General features: G+C 37.2%; 18 protein-coding genes and 1 riboswitch. Of the genes, 17 read left to right on the top strand and 1 reads right to left on the bottom strand.

The window, feature by feature from the left end; genetic code table 11:
- Positions 1 to 112 precede the first annotated feature (112 nt).
- The 8 genes from EPL02_RS18320 to EPL02_RS18285 all read left to right on the top strand — a co-directional run bounded on the left by EPL02_RS18320 (position 113) and on the right by EPL02_RS18285 (position 9,302).
- Positions 113 to 1,801 (top strand): long-chain-fatty-acid--CoA ligase, encoded by a 1,689-nt coding sequence (locus EPL02_RS18320; protein ID WP_131888364.1) that lies wholly within the window; start codon positions 113 to 115, stop codon positions 1,799 to 1,801.
- Positions 1,802 to 1,911: 110 nt separating this feature from the next.
- A complete protein-coding gene (locus EPL02_RS18315; RefSeq protein ID WP_025907840.1) occupies positions 1,912 to 2,502 on the top strand; it encodes a fatty acid metabolism transcriptional regulator FadR in 591 nt (196 codons plus the stop codon).
- A gap of 81 nt (positions 2,503 to 2,583) precedes the next feature.
- Positions 2,584 to 3,324 carry an enoyl-CoA hydratase gene (locus tag EPL02_RS18310; RefSeq protein WP_094911989.1) on the top strand — a complete coding sequence of 247 codons (741 nt, stop codon included), beginning with the start codon at positions 2,584 to 2,586 and terminating at the stop codon, positions 3,322 to 3,324.
- Between the two features lie 22 nt (positions 3,325 to 3,346).
- Entirely contained in the window at positions 3,347 to 4,120 is a 774-nt protein-coding gene (locus EPL02_RS18305; protein ID WP_094911843.1) for an electron transfer flavoprotein subunit beta/FixA family protein, read from the top strand.
- A 28-nt stretch (positions 4,121 to 4,148) separates the two neighbouring features.
- Positions 4,149 to 5,129: an electron transfer flavoprotein subunit alpha/FixB family protein gene (locus EPL02_RS18300; protein ID WP_094911842.1), complete on the top strand. Its 981-nt coding sequence runs from the start codon at positions 4,149 to 4,151 to the stop codon at positions 5,127 to 5,129.
- 278 nt (positions 5,130 to 5,407) lie between these two features.
- Positions 5,408 to 5,722 carry a thioredoxin gene (gene trxA / locus EPL02_RS18295; RefSeq protein WP_025907844.1) on the top strand — a complete coding sequence of 105 codons (315 nt, stop codon included), beginning with the start codon at positions 5,408 to 5,410 and terminating at the stop codon, positions 5,720 to 5,722.
- A 200-nt stretch (positions 5,723 to 5,922) separates the two neighbouring features.
- A complete protein-coding gene (gene uvrC / locus EPL02_RS18290) occupies positions 5,923 to 7,689 on the top strand; it encodes an excinuclease ABC subunit UvrC (protein ID WP_094911841.1) in 1,767 nt (588 codons plus the stop codon).
- 66 nt (positions 7,690 to 7,755) lie between these two features.
- Positions 7,756 to 7,933: riboswitch (Lysine riboswitch) on the top strand.
- 133 nt (positions 7,934 to 8,066) lie between these two features.
- Positions 8,067 to 9,302, top strand: coding sequence for an aspartate kinase (locus EPL02_RS18285; RefSeq protein ID WP_094911840.1), 1,236 nt, complete (start codon positions 8,067 to 8,069; stop codon positions 9,300 to 9,302).
- Between the two features lie 23 nt (positions 9,303 to 9,325).
- Here the strand turns inward: EPL02_RS18285 and EPL02_RS18280 are convergent, their stop codons facing one another.
- A complete protein-coding gene (locus EPL02_RS18280) occupies positions 9,326 to 9,841 on the bottom strand; it encodes a YslB family protein (protein WP_131888363.1) in 516 nt (171 codons plus the stop codon).
- Between the two features lie 467 nt (positions 9,842 to 10,308).
- Between EPL02_RS18280 and EPL02_RS18275 the strand changes: the two genes are divergently transcribed.
- From EPL02_RS18275 to EPL02_RS18235, 9 genes are all read left to right on the top strand, one after another.
- Entirely contained in the window at positions 10,309 to 10,917 is a 609-nt protein-coding gene (locus tag EPL02_RS18275) for a succinate dehydrogenase cytochrome b558 subunit (protein WP_094911838.1), read from the top strand.
- A gap of 28 nt (positions 10,918 to 10,945) precedes the next feature.
- Positions 10,946 to 12,739 carry a succinate dehydrogenase flavoprotein subunit gene (gene sdhA / locus EPL02_RS18270; RefSeq protein ID WP_094911837.1) on the top strand — a complete coding sequence of 598 codons (1,794 nt, stop codon included), beginning with the start codon at positions 10,946 to 10,948 and terminating at the stop codon, positions 12,737 to 12,739.
- Positions 12,740 to 13,513 carry a succinate dehydrogenase iron-sulfur subunit gene (sdhB, locus tag EPL02_RS18265; protein ID WP_094911836.1) on the top strand — a complete coding sequence of 258 codons (774 nt, stop codon included), beginning with the start codon at positions 12,740 to 12,742 and terminating at the stop codon, positions 13,511 to 13,513.
- Between the two features lie 158 nt (positions 13,514 to 13,671).
- Positions 13,672 to 13,896 (top strand): spore germination transcription factor GerE, encoded by a 225-nt coding sequence (gene gerE / locus EPL02_RS18260; protein WP_013059396.1) that lies wholly within the window; start codon positions 13,672 to 13,674, stop codon positions 13,894 to 13,896.
- Positions 13,897 to 14,080: 184 nt separating this feature from the next.
- Entirely contained in the window at positions 14,081 to 14,404 is a 324-nt protein-coding gene (locus EPL02_RS18255) for a hypothetical protein (RefSeq protein ID WP_094911835.1), read from the top strand.
- A gap of 191 nt (positions 14,405 to 14,595) precedes the next feature.
- Positions 14,596 to 15,096 (top strand): cation:proton antiporter regulatory subunit, encoded by a 501-nt coding sequence (locus EPL02_RS18250; protein WP_131888362.1) that lies wholly within the window; start codon positions 14,596 to 14,598, stop codon positions 15,094 to 15,096.
- A 3-nt stretch (positions 15,097 to 15,099) separates the two neighbouring features.
- Positions 15,100 to 16,305, top strand: a complete 1,206-nt coding sequence (locus EPL02_RS18245; protein ID WP_131888361.1) for a cation:proton antiporter — start codon at positions 15,100 to 15,102, stop codon at positions 16,303 to 16,305.
- Positions 16,306 to 16,507: 202 nt separating this feature from the next.
- The gene (locus EPL02_RS18240) at positions 16,508 to 17,251 is read left to right on the top strand and encodes an ABC transporter ATP-binding protein (protein ID WP_131888360.1); all 744 of its coding nucleotides are present in this window, start codon (positions 16,508 to 16,510) and stop codon (positions 17,249 to 17,251) included.
- 21 nt (positions 17,252 to 17,272) lie between these two features.
- Positions 17,273 to 18,265, top strand: a complete 993-nt coding sequence (locus EPL02_RS18235; protein ID WP_131888359.1) for an aliphatic sulfonate ABC transporter substrate-binding protein — start codon at positions 17,273 to 17,275, stop codon at positions 18,263 to 18,265.
- The last annotated feature ends 100 nt before the right edge of the window (positions 18,266 to 18,365 follow it).

Genomic DNA, 18,365 nt, shown 5'->3' with positions numbered 1-18,365 from the left:
AGAGTGAAAACCTCTTCTCTTTTTTTATAACTATTTGTCATGCTAACCGCTGGTTCAAAAGTAGTATACTTTAAGAAGAAAGAAAATTTTAAAAATAAAGGGAGGGAGCAGTATGCTTGATAAGCCATGGGTTTCTCAATATCCACCTGAAGTACCTCATTCACTTGCATACAGTGAAAAGACATTAGCACAGCTTTTTGAGGAAGCAGCTAAGAAGAATCCTCATAAATGTGCTGTGCATTTTTTAGGAAAACGACTCACGTTTCATGAACTATACGAGCAAGCCATTACGTTAGCTGTATACCTAAAGGAACTAGGTGTCCAACACGGAGATCGAGTCGCCATAATGCTGCCCAATTGTCCTCAAGCTGTTATTTCTTTTTACGGGGTTCTCTTAGCCGGAGGAATCGTTGTTGAAACTAATCCGTTGTACACAGAAAGAGAATTAGAGTATCAATTAAATGATTCAGAAGCAATATGTATTATTGGTTTAGATTTATTGTATCCACGCATTTCAAAAGTGAAAGCGTTAACAAAAGTTAAGCACGTTATTTCAACTTCAATTAAAGACTACTTACCATTCCCGAAAAACCTATTATATCCTTATGTACAAAAAAAGCAGCAAACCATCACTGTTCAAGTTGAGCATATGGGTGATACGCACCTATTCCCAACTATTATGAAGCGTAAAAGAGAATCTGAAATCTTTGTATATGACGTTACTTCTAATGCGGATATTGCCTTATTACAATATACTGGTGGAACAACTGGATTTCCAAAAGGGGTTATGCTTACCCATAAAAATTTAGTAGCGAACGCAACAATGTGCTCTCATTGGCTTTATCGATGCAAACAAGGTCAGGAAAAGATTCTTGGAGTTTTACCGTTCTTTCACGTATATGGTTTAACAACCGTACTCATCTTATCTGTTTTAGAAGGTTATGAAATGATTTTATTACCCAAATTTGATGCGGAAAGTGTTTTAAAAACGATTCATAAGCAGCGGCCTACTTTATTTCCAGGTGCACCAACTATTTATATTGCGTTATTAAACCATCCAGATCTGAGCAAATATAATTTGTCATCCATTGATTCATGTATTAGTGGTTCTGCACCTCTCCCTGTTGAAGTACAGGAAAAATTTGAGGAAATAACGGGAGGAAAGTTAGTAGAAGGTTACGGCTTAACCGAAACCTCTCCAGTTACACACTCTAATTTTGTTTGGGCAAAGAGAATTAGAGGGAGTGTCGGTGTTCCTTGGCCAGATACAGATGCCAAAATTGTTTCTTTTGAAACTGGTGAAGCTTTGCCAATTAATGAAGTTGGTGAAATTGTGGTAAAAGGTCCACAGGTTATGAAAGGATATTGGAAACGTCCTGACGAAACGGAAGCTGTGTTACAAGATGGATGGCTGAAAACAGGTGATGTTGGTTATATGGATGAAAGTGGGTTCTTCTATATTGTAGATCGTAAAAAAGATATGATTATTGCAGGGGGATATAATATTTATCCTCGTGAAATTGAGGAGATACTCTATGAACATCCTAAAGTACAAGAAGTCGTTGTGGTTGGGATTCCAGATGAATATAGAGGAGAAACAGTAAAAGCTTACATTGTTCTAAAAAATGGTGTATCATGTACAGAAGAAGAATTAAATACTTTTTCACGTCAATATTTAGCGGCATATAAAGTTCCTCGGGTATACGAGTTTCGAAAAGAACTTCCGAAAACAGCAGTCGGAAAGATTTTAAGGAGAGCACTCGTTGAGGAAGAAAAAGAAAGCCAAAAAAAGGCGACGTGATAAACGTCGTCTCTTTTTTTTTATAAAACACAATTGACAGAATCATCTTATTTCTTTATTATAAAAATATGAATGAATCATCATTCATATTTTAAAGGAGCGTATCTAGATTGAAAAGAAATAAGCCAAAGTACATGCAAATTATTGATGCAGCAGTAATTGTTATTGCTGAAAACGGCTACCATAATGCTCAGGTTTCCAAGATTGCTAAACAAGCAGGGGTAGCTGATGGAACGATTTATTTATACTTTAAAAATAAGGAAGACGTATTAATTTCTTTATTTCAAGAAAAGATGGGGCAGTTTATTGAAAAAGTACAGGAAGAAATCGTTGAAGTAAACACTGCTTCTGAACGCCTGTATATGTTAATTGATAAACACTTCTCATTCTTAGCAAGCGATTATTCATTAGCAGTTGTCACACAGTTAGAATTAAGACAATCTAATAAAGAGCTTCGTTTGAAAATTAATGATGTATTAAAAGATTATCTTACTGTTATTGATACCATTCTTCAAAAGGGAATTGAAACAGGAGAGTTTCCAGAAAACTTGGATATTCGTTTAGCACGCCAAATGATATTTGGAACAATTGATGAAACGGTCACTACATGGGTGATGAATGATCAACGTTACGAATTGAGCGAATTATCTAAAAAAGTACACTATTTATTAATGAATGGATGCAGTGGCTCTCCTCTTTAATGGGGAGAGCTCATGCTCTACATAAATTGAAGCAAGAGGTGAGTAGAATTGAGCGCTTTGTATAGTGAAACAATTCAAGGAATGACGTTTATTACATTTAATAACCCACCTGCTAATGCGTTGTCTCAAGGCGTATTACAAGAGCTTTCACAACTATTAAAAAAGTACGAAACAATTGAGGAAACTCGAGTTATTATTCTAAAAGGTGAAGGGCGCTTTTTCTGTGCAGGAGCCGATATTAAAGAGTTTACTTCCTTACAACAGTCCACTCAATATGAAAACTTAGCTAAAAAAGGTCAAGACTTATTCGAGTATATTGAAAATTATTCAAAGCCTATTATTGCCATGATTCATGGAGCGGCTCTAGGCGGCGGGTTAGAATTAGCAATGAGCTGCCACATGCGATTTGTTACGCATGATGCAAAGCTTGGCCTACCTGAACTGCAGCTTGGAATCATTCCTGGATTTGCAGGTACCCAGCGACTACCACGCTATGTGGGAACTGCTAAGGCATGTGAAATGATGCTAACAAGCAGACCAATTAAGGGAAAGGAAGCGGTAACTCTTGGACTAGCGAATGCTTCCTACGAAGAGGAGGAACTGCATTCAAAAGTAACAGCGATAGCAGAAGCTATTGCTAAAAAGAGCCCAAGTTCTGTAAAAGCAACTCTTGAATTACTACAGTATACAAAAACGAACCGTTATTACGAGGGTGTAGAAAAAGAAGCGCACCTTTTTGGAAGCGTATTCAATACAGAAGATGCAAAAGAAGGCGTTACGGCTTTTATTGAAAAAAGAGAGCCAAAGTTTGTTGGGAAGTAACTACCTTTAGGAGGGGAAATAAATGAATATTTATGTTTTATTAAAAAGAACATTCGATACTGAGGAGAAAATCGCTTTACAAAACGGTCAAATTGCAGAAGATGGAGCAGAGTTTATTATTAACCCTTACGATGAATATGCAGTAGAGGAAGCAATTCAGCTGAAAGATAAGCACGGGGGAGAAATCACGGTTGTAACGGTAGGAAGTGAAGAAGCAGAAAAAGAGCTTCGTACAGCACTCGCAATGGGAGCTGACAAAGCAGTGTTAATTAACATCGAAGACGATGTTGAGTATGGAGACCAATATACAACAGCTAAAATTTTAGCGCAGTATTTAAAAGACCAATCGCCGGATTTAGTTTTAGCAGGGAACGTGGCAATCGATGGAGGATCAGGCCAAGTTGGTCCACGTGTCGCTGAACTATTAGAAATCCCGTACGTTACAACGGTAACCAAGCTTGATATCGATGGAACAAGCGTAACAGTTGTAAGAGATGTAGAGGGTGACTCAGAAGTTATTGAGACAACGTTACCGCTGCTGGTTACTGCGCAACAAGGTCTAAATGAACCACGTTATCCATCTTTACCAGGTATTATGAAAGCGAAAAAGAAGCCGCTAGAAGAGCTGGAACTAGATGATTTAGATTTAGATGAAGATGATGTTGAAGCAAAAACAAAAACAATCGAAATTTATTTACCGCCTAAAAAGGAAGCAGGACGGGTTTTAAGTGGCGATATTCAAGATCAGGTAAAAGAGTTGGTTACGCTATTGCATTCAGAAGCAAAAGTAGTTTAAAAACGCTTAGGATAATGGGGGAATCGAGATGGGACGCAAAGTATTGGTGTTAGGAGAAGCAAGAGAAGGTGCATTACGACACGTATCATTTGAAGCAATTGCGGCAGGTGCAGCGGTTGCCGAGGGTGGAGAAGTGGTTGGAGTTCTTGTTGGTAAAGGGGTAAAAGATTTAGGGGAAGAACTCATTCATTACGGAGCAAACCGAGTCATTGTAATTGAGCATGATGATTTGGCTTCCTACACATCTGATGGCTACGCACAAGCACTCTTGACTGTTATTCAAGAAGAAAAACCAAACGCAATTATATTTGGTCATACGGCTTTAGGAAAAGATTTATCGCCTAAACTGGCTGCTCGCCTAGATAAAGGACTGATATCAGACGTAACAGCGCTTGAAGTAGCAGGTGGAAACTTAGTTTTCACTCGTCCAATTTATTCAGGAAAAGCGTTTGAAAAGAAAATTTCTACAGACGACTTTATCTTTGCTACTATTCGTCCAAACAATATTTCAGTGTTGGAAAAAGATACGAACCGTACAGGAGATATAAAAGAACTTGATGTGGAAATTAAAAATCTACGTACAATTGTAAAAGAAGTAGTTCGTAAAGCCACTCAAGGGGTAGATTTATCAGAAGCAAAAGTGGTTATTGCAGGTGGACGTGGTGTAAAAAGCGAAGGCGGATTTAAGCCGCTAGAAGAATTAGCTGATGTGCTTGGTGGAGCAGTTGGAGCATCCCGTGGAGCTTGTGACGCGGAGTATTGCGATTACTCACTTCAAATTGGTCAAACAGGAAAAGTCGTAACACCAGATCTCTATATCGCTTGTGGTATCTCAGGAGCCATTCAACATTTAGCTGGGATGTCGAATTCAAAAGTTATTGTGGCTATTAACAAGGATGCAGAGGCAAACATCTTTAAAGTAGCCGATTACGGCATTGTCGGAGACTTATTTGAAGTCGTACCAATGCTTACAGAAGAGTTTAAAAAATTAAAAGTACAATCCTCATAAGAAAAAGTCTTTTCTGCCCGCTATGGTGGAAAAGACTTTTCTTATGAAAATAATGAATGAATTGTTTAAAGGTGTGTAAAATAGGATACAGGTATTATATAAAGTCATCTAGCATGACTCGCCCTTAGATGTTCCATGGCTGTAAAGGACTGTATTATGTAGTAAATAAGTTGTTACTGATATGCTAAAAAGTATAAGCAAATAAATAGCCACTGTTATATGAAGGTGGTATACTTTCTTTATCATGTAGATATAGCATATATTTAGGAGGAATTAGAATGGCAATTGCACACGCAACAGATCAAACTTTTTCAAATGAAATCGGTTCAGGGCTAGTTCTTGTTGATTTTTGGGCACCATGGTGTGGACCATGTAAAATGATCGCTCCAGTTCTTGAAGAATTAGATCAAGAATACGGTGAGAAAGTGAAAATCGTAAAAGTAGACGTGGATGAAAACCAAGAAACTGCTGGTAGTCATGGCGTAATGAGTATCCCAACTTTAATCTTATTTAAAGACGGGCAAAAGGTAGACCAAGTTATTGGTTACCAACCAAAAGAAGCATTAGCTGAATTAGTTGATAAGCACGCGTAAGTAATAAAAACCTAGCTACAGCTAGGTTTTTTTACTACTTATATCTTATTGGCGGTTTCGTACATTTTTTCTAAAAGTGATATAATGAAAGGAAACGAACATTTATTCGTTTCCTTTTATTTTTGTATGGATGAATAATAAATATAGATAAGCAAGAAGATTTTGGCGAAAGTTAAGAGTATTAAAGGAAGGAGAGCAACATGAATCCTTATTTAAAAGAAAAACTGGTAATTTTACCTGAGCAACCGGGTTGTTATTTAATGAAAGATAAGCATGGAACGGTTATTTATGTTGGAAAAGCAAAGGTTTTAAAAAATCGAGTTCGTTCTTATTTCACAGGGTCTCATGATGGAAAAACGTTGCGGCTAGTTAACGATATTGTAGATTTTGAGTATATTGTGACATCTTCAGATTTAGAAGCCCTTATTTTAGAAATGAATTTAATTAAAAAACATGACCCTAAATATAATATTATGCTGAAAGACGATAAGGGATATCCCTTCATTAAAATTACGAGTGAAAAACACCCTCGACTTGTCATTACGCGCAAAATTAAAAAGGATAAAGGGAAATATTTTGGACCGTATCCAAACGTTCAAGCTGCCAATGAAACCAAGCGGCTATTAGATCGTATTTACCCTTTGCGCAAATGCACGACAATGCCTAATCGAGCATGTTTATATTACCATATTGAACAGTGCCTAGCTCCCTGTGTATATGATATTACAGATAGCCAGAACAAAGAAATTATTGACAATATTACGCGCTTTCTAAGCGGTGGATATGAACAGGTGAAAATTGAATTGACAGAAAAGATGTTGAAAGCTTCAGAAGAGCTAGACTTTGAACGTGCAAAAGAGTATCGAGATCAAATTGCTCATATTGAAGCTACAATGGAGAAGCAAAAGGTAACGTTCAATGATTTTATTAATCGTGATGTATTTGGCTACTCCTATGATAAAGGTTGGATGTGTGTGCAAGTCTTCTTTATTCGACAAGGAAAGCTAATTGAGCGCGAAGTATCTATGTTTCCGTTTTACAACGAACCAGAAGAAGATTTCTTAACGTTTATTGGACAATTTTATGGGAAAAACTTAAAGCCTAAAGAAGTACTTGTACCAGCAACCGTAAATGCAGACCTTGCAGAACAGTTGTTAGAAGTGGACGTTCAGCATCCAAAACGAGGCAAAAAGAAAGAGCTTGTTGAGCTTGCTTCAAAAAATGCCCAAATCGCTTTGAAAGAAAAGTTTTATTTAATTGAACGAGATGAACAGCGTACTGTTGGTGCTGTGGAACGGCTAGGACAAGCACTAGGAATTGAAGCTCCTTATCGCATTGAAGCTTTTGATAATTCTAACATTCAAGGAACAGATCCAGTTTCTGCTATGATCGTTTTTGTTGACGGTAAGCCTGAAAAAAAGGAATATCGAAAATATAAAATTAAAACAGTTGAAGGCCCTGATGATTACGATTCAATGCGTGAAGTGGTAAGAAGACGATATACGCGCGTATTAAAAGAAGGTTTACCTTTACCAGATTTACTTATTGTGGACGGTGGAAAAGGTCATTTAGCAGCTGTTCAAGATGTTTTGGAAAATGAACTAGGGTTGCTTATTCCTACAGCTGGATTAGTAAAAGATGAAAAGCATAGAACATCTAATTTAATGATTGGAGACCCTCCTGAGATTGTTCCACTTGAGCGTAACAGCCAGGAGTTCTATTTGCTTCAGCGAATTCAAGATGAGGTTCACCGCTTTGCTATTACGTTTCATCGGCAAGTTCGTTCTAAGTCTGCTTTTCAGTCTGTATTAGACAATATTCCAGGAGTGGGAGAAAAGCGTAAAAGAGCATTATTGCAAAAGTTTGGGTCTGTTAAAAAAATGAAAGAAGCATCAATCGAAGAGATTCAAAATGCAGGAGTTCCAAGGTCGGTTGCAGAGCAAATTGTTGAAGCCTTAAAAAATTAGTATTGAATTCCAGTTTAAACTCTGATAAGCTAGAACATAATTTCATATGACACTTCATTAAACTGAAGTGAAGATAGAGGTGCAAATTTTAAGAGTACACGTTTTGAAGAGTATGAGCTCTAAAGACGAATGTGGAAAGGGAAATTTGCCGAAGTGAATGACATCTCATAGAGTCATTTGCTGGTTCTGCGTTGAATAAATGTAGGATTGTCAAGAATATGTTTCTTGGAGAGCTATCTCACGGCATTGAACGTTTTATATACTTTTCGTTCGTTAAGCAATGAGATATCAATCTCATTGCTTTTTTTATTGTCTGAGCTTAAGCAATAGATCGCCTCTTTATCATATTGAAAATAAAAGAAAGGGTGAGAATACTTATGGGATTAATCGTTCAAAAATTTGGTGGTACTTCTGTTGGATCAACCGAGCGAATTCAGAATGTAGCCAATCGAGTAATTCAAGAAGTTCAGCGAGGTAACCAGGTAATAGTGGTAGTATCAGCAATGGGAAAAACAACAGACGAACTAGTAAGATTGGCAGGGGAAATTACAAGTAAGCCAAGTAAACGAGAAATGGATATGCTACTAACAACTGGTGAGCAAGTAACGATTTCCCTTCTTACAATGGCGCTGCAAGAAAAAGGTTATGAAGCTACGTCCTATACAGGGTGGCAGGCAGGAATTTGTACGGAAGCTCAGCATGGAAATGCACGCATCACCAAGATTAATGAACAAGCTATTGCAGAGCGTTTGAAAAAAAATCATATTGTGGTTGTAGCAGGGTTTCAGGGAATGTCAGAAGATAACAGCATTACAACATTAGGTAGAGGCGGATCTGATACAACAGCCGTTGCTTTAGCAGCAGCATTAAAAGCAGATAAGTGCGATATTTATACAGACGTAACGGGAGTATTTACAACTGACCCTCGCTACGTACAAGGTGCTCGTAAACTGCAGTCTATTTCATATGATGAAATGCTAGAGCTTGCAAATTTAGGGGCGGGCGTATTGCATCCTCGAGCAGTAGAGTTTGCAAAAAACTATCAGGTGCCACTAGAGGTAAGGTCAAGCTTAGTAACAGAAAGAGGAACGATTGTGGAGGAGGAAGTATCAATGGAACAAAACTTAGTAGTAAGAGGAATCGCATTTGAAGACAATATCTCAAGAGTCACCATTGAAGGGCTAAATAATGAGCTGCAGACGTTATCAACCATTTTTACAGCATTAGCAAAAGAACATGTCAATGTAGATATCATTATTCAAAATGTTACGTCAGACAACCGTTTATCCATTTCTTTCTCTATTAAAACAGAAGATACGGATACAACTTTGTCAGTGTTATCTCAATTAAAAGACATAGTCGGTCATAAAAAAGTGGAGCATGAAAGTGGCTTAGCTAAAGTTTCAATTGTTGGTTCGGGGATGATTTCAAATCCTGGCGTTGCGGCTGATATGTTTGAAGTATTAGCTGTGGAAGAAATTGAAGTGAAAATGGTAAGCACATCTGAAATTAAAGTATCAACAGTTGTTCCACATAAAGAAATGGTCAAAGCGGTAGAAACATTACATACTGCTTTTGAATTAGAAGAGCAAGATATTTATCAAGTTCAATAATAAAAAGCGGGCTTTGCCCGCTTTTATTTCTTATATCTTTCCGCTCTAGTTTCAGGTGTAATGATATCTTTTTTATCCCATTGAACTGAAAACAGGATCTTGCCTGCTTTTTCTTTATTTGTTAAATAGGTTTCTGTTAGGCAGTTTCTTAACTGCTGAACTTGTTCAGCAACAAAGCCAGCTTCAAGATGAAAAGATGAATTCGGATACTCAGTAAATCTTCGCTTCACAACTTCACCTGTTAATTCCATTTCAATGTTATATTTTTCCGTTTTTAAAATGGTTAATTGTCCCCAACCAGCTTTTATAAAAAAGCCGCTAATCTCTTCAACAGAGGAAAGTGGGAATTTTCGTGCTAACTGCTTTCCTGCCCAGTACGAGATTTCATTTGTATCACTGCTAAGAAGCTCTGGAATTAACACATCTCGAAGTAAGCTGTATCCAAAATAAGGAGTTGTAGGTACTTGTGGAGTATCGGTTTGATCGATTTCTTCAATTTCAACGATTTCTTGCTGTGTTTCAATTTGTTGATTGCTCATTTTTTCCCCTCTTTCTTTACATCTATTATATACAAATTACACAGGTCTCTCATCTTTTTTTAAAAATAAATCAAGCAAATCCTTTGAAGTTGTTGTTACGTCTATAAGTTTTCAAAATACGTAAAAAAATTATTGTGCAATAAAATGAATATCCTTTTATAGGAAGTCGTAATCTTTTGTAGAAAACGGTTACATAAAGGTGTACAATAAGAAGTGTAAAAAATCTAAAATCCTATAACGACAACTCAGTAAGCGTTAACAAACTTAATTTTTCATAAATTTATATTTTAATGAAGATTTAAACATCTTATCTTGACGCTCTATGTTGATGGGAGTAAAATTGATGTGTCACATATTTTAATAGAGAATGCAAAGGTTTTCATTTTCTGCTGTATCAATCTATTTATTTTATTCGGGAGCTTTGTTTTCACTAACATTGTTTATCTAACTAAGGGGGGTATACGCACATGGCGGCGAACAAAGAGTTTCAGTATCGCAAACTACATTCTTTACTAGGTGTCATACCAGTAGGCATATTTTTAGTCCAACATCTGGTTGTCAACCACTTTGCAACAAAGGGAGAAGAAGCATTTAATCAAGCAGCTCATTTTATGGAAAGCTTACCTTTTCGCTACGCACTTGAAATCTTTATTATCTTCTTACCTATTTTATTTCATGCTATCTATGGCTTGTATATTGCGTTTACTGCCAAAACGAGTGTAAGTAGATACGGCTTTTTCCGTAACTGGATGTTTGTCTTACAACGTGTATCTGGCGTGATAACGCTTATTTTTATTACATGGCATGTTTGGGAAACACGTATTCAAGCTGCACTTGGTCAAAAAGTAGATTTTAATATGATGCAGGATATTTTAAGTAATCCTGGTATGATGGCATTTTACATTGTTGGTGTTGTTTCAACAATTTTTCATTTTGCTAATGGATTATGGTCATTTGGAGTTAGCTGGGGGTTAACTGTAACACCTCGCTCACAACGAATCTCAACATATGTAACGTTAGCGATTTTCTTCGCATTAACATTTGTAGGTGTACGCACATTATTCGCATTCGCATAAAATCACGTTTTAAAGGAGTGAGGTTACAATGAGTAAAGGAAGAATTATTGTTGTTGGTGGCGGCTTAGCGGGCTTAATGGCGACAATTAAAATTGCTGAGTCTGGCAAACAAGTTGATTTGTTTTCATTAGTTCCAGTGAAGAGATCTCACTCAGTTTGCGCTCAAGGTGGTATTAACGGAGCTGTAAATACAAAAGGTGAAGGAGATTCACCATGGGAACACTTTGACGATACGGTATACGGCGGAGACTTTTTAGCCAATCAACCTCCAGTAAAAGCAATGTGTGAAGCTGCTCCAGGAATTATTCACTTATTGGACCGTATGGGTGTTATGTTTAACCGTACTCCTGAAGGTTTGTTAGACTTCAGACGATTCGGAGGAACACAGCATCACAGAACGGCCTTTGCAGGCGCAACAACAGGTCAGCAACTTCTGTATGCACTAGATGAGCAAGTTCGTCGCTATGAAGTAGCAGGACTCGTAACAAAGTATGAAGGTTGGGAATTCTTAGGGGCAGTATTGGATGACGAGCGCACCTGTCGAGGGATTACTGCACAAGATTTAAAGTCTATGGAAATTAAAACATTCCCTGCAGATGCTGTAATCATGGCAACAGGTGGACCTGGTATTGTTTTCGGAAAATCAACGAACTCAGTTATTAATACTGGTTCAGCGGCATCAATTGTGTACCAACAAGGAGCGTACTATTCAAATGGAGAGTTTATCCAAATTCATCCAACAGCCATTCCTGGAGACGATAAGCTTCGCTTAATGAGTGAATCTGCTCGTGGTGAAGGTGGACGTGTTTGGACATATAAAGACGGTAAACCTTGGTATTTCTTAGAAGAAAAATATCCTGCTTATGGTAACTTGGTACCTCGTGACATTGCAACACGTGAAATATTTGATGTGTGTGTAGCGCAAAAACTTGGTATTAACGGCGAAAACATGGTGTATTTAGATCTCTCTCATAAAGACCCAAAAGAACTTGATATTAAGCTTGGTGGTATCATTGAAATTTATGAAAAATTCATGGGGGACGACCCACGTAAAGTACCAATGAAAATCTTCCCAGCTGTTCACTATTCAATGGGCGGACTGTGGGTAGACTATGATCAAATGACAAATATCCCAGGTCTGTTTGCGGCAGGCGAGTGTGATTATTCTCAGCACGGTGCAAATCGCTTAGGTGCTAATTCACTTCTGTCAGCGATTTATGGCGGTATGGTTGCCGGTCCAAAAGCTGTTGATTACATTAAAGGTTTAGAGAAAAGTGCGGATGCTCTACCAACAAGCCTGTATGATCAACATGTAAAACAGGAAGAAGAAAAATGGCAAAGCATTATGTCAATGGATGGGACAGAAAACGCGTATATTCTTCATAAAGAGTTAGGAGAATGGATGACTGACAACGTGACAGTTGTGCGTTATAATGACAAGCTATTACAAACAGATGAGAAAATTCAAGAGCTTATTGAACGCTATGATCGTATTAATATTAACGACACAGCAAAATGGAGTAACCAAGGTGCAACGTTTACTCGTCAGCTTCAAAATATGCTTCAGCTTTCTCGCGTAGTTACGCTAGGGGCATATAATCGTAACGAAAGCCGTGGCGCTCACTACAAGCCTGAATTCCCAGATCGTAACGATGAAGAATTCTTAAAAACAACAATGGCTCAATTTGTTGATAAGAAAAAGGCACCAGCTTTCCATTATGAAGAAGTAGACGTGTCATTAATTAAGCCACGTAAACGTGACTACACAAAGAAAAAAGATGAGAAAAAAGTAACGAAAAAACAACAAGAGGGGGTTCGTTAAATGAGTGCACAACAAACGGCACAAAAAACAGTTCGTTTTGTTATTACTCGTCAAGATTCGCCAGAGACAGCTCCTTATAATCAAGAATTTGAGATACCTTATCGTCCAAATATGAACGTAATTTCTGCACTAATGGAAATTCGCCGTAACCCTGTTGATGCAAACGGAAATGAAACAACGCCTATTAACTGGGATATGAACTGCTTAGAAGAGGTTTGTGGAGCATGTTCAATGGTCATCAACGGCAAGCCGCGCCAATCTTGTACAGCTCTAGTAGATAAGTTAGAACAGCCGATTCAACTTCAGCCAATGAAGACATTTCCTGTTGTTCGTGACTTACAAGTTGATCGAAGCAGAATGTTTGATTCATTAAAGAAAGTAAAAGCATGGGTTCCAATTGATGGAACATACGACTTAGGACCAGGTCCTCGTATGCCTGAGAAAAAGCGTCAGTGGGCATACGAACTTTCAAAATGTATGACGTGTGGGGTTTGCTTAGAAGCATGTCCAAACGTTAATGATAAATCAAACTTCATCGGGCCAGCACCACTTTCTCAAGTACGTTTATTTAATGCTCATCCAACTGGAGCTATGAATAAAGGAGAAAGACTAGAAGCAATCATGGAAGATGGAGGCCTTGCAAACTGCGGTAACTCACAAAACTGCGTGCAGTCTTGCCCAAAAGGTATTCCATTAACAACATCAATTGCAGCGCTTAACCGAGACACAACTATTCAAGCATTCCGTAACTTCTTTGGTAGCGATCAAGTATAATAGAAAAAGAGCTCAACAGCTTTTCCAGCTGCGGAGCTCTTTTTTATTTAAAAAAACTTAGAATACAGTAACCCATTTATTACTTCCTACATAAGATATGGTGACTAAATTTACACCCATCCGATAGTTCAACTCAGGATCAGGCAAGGAGGGTTACATTGAAAGAAAAAGAGTTTCAACCTAAACCACTGCTGACAAAGCGTGAAAGAGAAGTATTTGAACTTCTAGTACAAGACAAAACAACAAAAGAAATCGCGAGTGAACTATTCATTAGCGAGAAAACAGTGCGCAATCACATTTCAAATGCGATGCAAAAGCTTGGAGTTAAGGGGCGTTCTCAAGCAGTTGTCGAACTCCTTCGTATGGGGGAACTTGAATTATAACATGAGCGGGGTATCCCTTTTGGGAACCCGCTTTTTGTTAGTTACTTTGAATGTATCATTAGGGAAAGTTGGGATAAATAAAAATATACATAAATGAAACTTATCGCTTGAATACAAAACACATCCTCCGTATAATAAATAGTGAGAAAAAATTTCTCTATTTCAGAAAAAAGGAGGTGTAGATATGAGGAAAGTATGGTTTTCAATAATGTTGTTTATGCTGCTTGGTTTACCTTTAGGAAATTTGCCAGTTTCGTTCAATGATGGCACACAGCCATATTCTACTGTGGATACTGTAGCTTTAAATCACCCTACGGAAAGCGTACAGCACTCACCAGGTTTAAAACCAATTACTAAGCATTTTAATTTATCATTGGAGACGGGATATACACCTGTTTTACCTATTATTAAAGATGAACAACCTCAACTATATGAAAGTCAAAAAGAGTTTTTTACTCTCCAACAACCCTTTATTTATGCAGCGCAATTTCAAACAAATTACCTCTAACTATTTAACAACTAAAATCCTACGTTTACCTTATAAAAAATTAACGTTTAATAAGGTTATTTGCTGTGCAAACTTTTATGTATTAAACGTTACCTTTTAATACTATATTTTTCCGAATTCTTTATTAGATTTACATGAGAATGAGATAACTAACTACCAAAAAATCATTATGTTATAGGAGCTGTTCATGCATGGTTATTAGAGAATCTGAGCTTCCAGGTATCGGAAGGAAATTTGAGATTGATACACAGGAAGGAAATCGTATTGTCATTATTCTTCATGATGACGGTCGTCGTGAAGTATATTACTTTGACAAAAGAGACTTAGAAGAAAGCGCATTTGATATTACGCTTAACGATACGGAAGCAAGACAGTTAGCTGCCATTTTAGGAGGCATGATTTATAAGCCAAAGGCGATGGAAACAATCGAGGTTGCCTTTAATGATCTTATCATTGAATGGTATAAGGTCGAGCCTGGTGCAAAAGCTCATAATCAAACAATTGGTAATATTGATGTTCGTAGTAATTATGATGTAACCATTATTGCGATTATGAAAGGACCTAAAACAAAGCTTTCTAGTCCTGGTCCAGATACCATCATTGAAGAAGGAGATACGCTCGTTATTTCTGGTGAAAGAGGTAACCTGAAAAGGTTAATTACAGAGCTTCTTTCAAAAGGAGGTAGCGCTTAATCTATGGATCATTTAGTTTTTGAAGTTGGAACAGCGCTAGTATTAGTGGCAGTAGCTGCTGTTTTGGCAAATAAATTAAAATTTACTATTATTCCATTTTTAATCTTATTAGGAATGGCAGTAGGACCACATGCTCCGGAATTTGGAGCCCTAAGCTTTAAGTTTATTGAAAGTGAAGAAATTATCTCTTTTATGGGCAGAATTGGGGTACTATTTCTTCTCTTCTACTTGGGCTTGGAGTTTTCAGTCGGAAAGTTAATTAAATCGGGGCGTTCTATCGCCGTTGGTGGTTCCATTTATATCTTAATTAACTTTAGTCTTGGTTTGTTGTATGGATACTTGACAGGTTACCCTCTTTTAGAAGTACTGATTATGGCTGGTATTATTACGATTTCTTCAAGTGCAATTGTTGCTAAAGTTCTGGTTGACTTAAAGCGAACAGCTAATCCTGAAACAGAACTTATTTTAGGGATTATTATGTTTGAAGATATTTTCCTGGCAGTCTATTTATCCGTCGTATCAGGGCTTGTACTCGGTGACCACACGTCCATCTGGAGCTCTGTTGTATCGGTTTTAATTGCATTTGGTTACATGCTGTTGTTCTTTATCGTTGCTCGAAAAGCAACGCCTTTACTCAACAAACTATTAAATATTTCTTCTAATGAAATTTTTATTATTGTTATATTTGCAACGCTGTTTTTTGTTGCTGGATTTTCAGAAACAATTCACGTTGCAGAAGCAATCGGAGCATTGTTGTTAGGCCTAGTGTTTTCAGAAACGGAGCACCGGGATCGCATTGAACACTTAGTCATTCCATTTAGAGATTTCTTTGGTGCGATTTTCTTCTTCAGTTTTGGATTAAGTATTGATCCTTTAACGTTATTAGATGCTGCATGGTTAGCAATCGGGGCAGTTGTTTTAACAATCATAGGAAATTTCACGGCTGGTATGATAGCAGGTCGGAGAAGTGGTTTATCTCACAAAGCATCAACAAACATTGGGTTAACAATTGTTTCACGGGGGGAATTCTCAATTATTATGGCCAATATCGGTATAGCGGGTGGACTGGCTTCAATTTTACAGCCATTTGCCGCTCTGTATGTACTCATTTTAGCCATTCTTGGCCCATTATTAACAAAAGAATCGAAGATGATTTATGGATTGTTAAATAAAGTTTTTAAATGGAAAAAGGTTGAAAAGTCTTATTAATCTTAGTTGACAAATCGGAATAATGTGATAAAATTCAAAATAACCAAACGAATAGATTGTTATTTTGAGTAATTGCTGATCGGCCAACCGAAAGCTTCTACCTATTTTAGGTAGAAGCTTTTCTTATTTTTAGGGGGGATTACGTGGATTGTTTCTGTAAAAAAGTAATACATTGTCTGTTTATCACAAAGGAGGTAAATCATTGAGTGTACGTTTAGAAAGAATCACAAAGCGTTTCGTAAATAATAATAAATTTACTGTTGTGTTAGAAGATGTGACTGTTGATATTGAGCAAGGAGATTTTGTTACGTTGATTGGACCTAGCGGTTGCGGGAAAAGCACGTTGTTAAAAATGATTGCAGGGTTAGATACAGACTTTGAAGGAAGCGTGAAACTAGATGGCCAGGTAGTTGAGGGGCCATCTTTAAAAAAAGGAATGATTTTTCAAGAGCATCGTTTGTTTCCATGGTTAACGGTTGAAGAAAATATTGCAGCAGATTTGTCGTTAAAAGATAAGCAGATTCGTAAAAAAGTGGATGAATTAATTAGTATTGTGCGCTTGCAAGGTTTTGAAAAGTCGTATCCTCGTGAGCTGTCTGGCGGAATGTCTCAGCGAGTAGCAATTGCTAGAGCACTTTTAAGAAATCCAGACGTACTGTTGTTGGATGAACCTTTCGGAGCTTTAGATGCGTTTACGCGTACACATTTACAAGATGTACTTTTAGAGATTTGGAATCAAAAGAAAACGACAATGATTTTTGTGACACATGACTTAGACGAATCTATTTATTTAGCTAATAAAGTAATGGTTATGAGTGCGAAGCCAGGAAAAGTTCGCAGTATAATACCAATTGATTTGCCTTATCCAAGAAGGAAAGCTGATCAATCCTTTCAAAAAATGAGACACCGTGTATTAAAAGAGTTTGAAGAAGTTGGTATTCACTAAAACAATTGGAGGAATGGTACAGTGAAGAAAATAAGTTTAGTCGTACTTTTTTTAGCTTTATTAGTCATAGCAGGATGCAGCTCAACGTCAGCCAATACAGAACAAAAAGCGAAAACAGTTACCATTGGTATTCAACAAAGCTTAGGCCCATTATTATTGGCTAAAAATAAAGGATGGTTTGAAGAAGAATTCGAAAAGATTGGCGTAAAAGTAAAGTGGACAGAGTTTCAGAGCGGCCCGCCACATTTTGAAGGAATTGCATCAGATCGTTTAGACTTTGGGCAAGTAGGCAATTCACCTGTTATTTCTGCTCAAGGGGCTGATATTCCATTTTTAGAAATCTCAAATGCAAGTGACGGATTAAAAGGGAACGCGATTGTCGTACAAAGAGGTAGTAAGATTAATACAATTAAAGACTTAAAAGGAAAAAAAGTAGCGGTTGCTAAAGGAAGCAGTGGCTTTAACTTCTTATATCGAGCAATTGATGAAGCTGGTTTAAAGCCTGATGACGTTGAAATTATACAGCTACAACCTGATGAAGCACAGCCTGCATTTGAAAATGGATCAGTTGATGCATGGGCAATTTGGGAGCCGTTTATTTCAGTTCAAGAAATTAAAAATGGAGCTCGAGTTTTAGAAAACGGAGAATCTTTAGGGATTTATTCGCCAGGTTTTACAATTGTAAGGGAAAAGTTTGCAAAAGAAAATCCAGACTTAGTTGTACACTTCTTAAAAGTTTATGAAAAAGCACGTGTATGGCAAAATGAAAACTTTGACGAAACGGTAGAAATCTTTGCCAAAGAAAAGAAAATTGATTCTAAAATTGTAAGGAAAGTATTGGAAAATAATCCACCTCTAAATATACCTATTACAGATGAGATTATTGCTGAACAGCAGAAAACAGCTGACTTTCAGTATTCATTAAGCGTAATTAAGAAAAAGATCGATACGAGTAAGGTTGTGGACAATAGCTATATTGAAAAAGCACTGAAAGAGCTAGAAGAAGGTGAATAAAGTGGAGAAATCAACTGCTGTTACGAGTCACATTCAGCCTAGAGTGGTTGTGAGTGAAGAAAATCAAACAAAAACCAAATCGAAAAGTCAGAATAAAAAG

It is taken from the genome of Bacillus sp. CBEL-1 (genome assembly GCF_004348885.1).
GTDB lineage: Bacteria > Bacillota > Bacilli > Bacillales > Bacillaceae_H > Priestia > Priestia aryabhattai_A.
The sequence above is the reverse complement of the archived record's forward strand: the minus strand, read 5'-3'. Positions and strand labels throughout refer to the sequence as shown.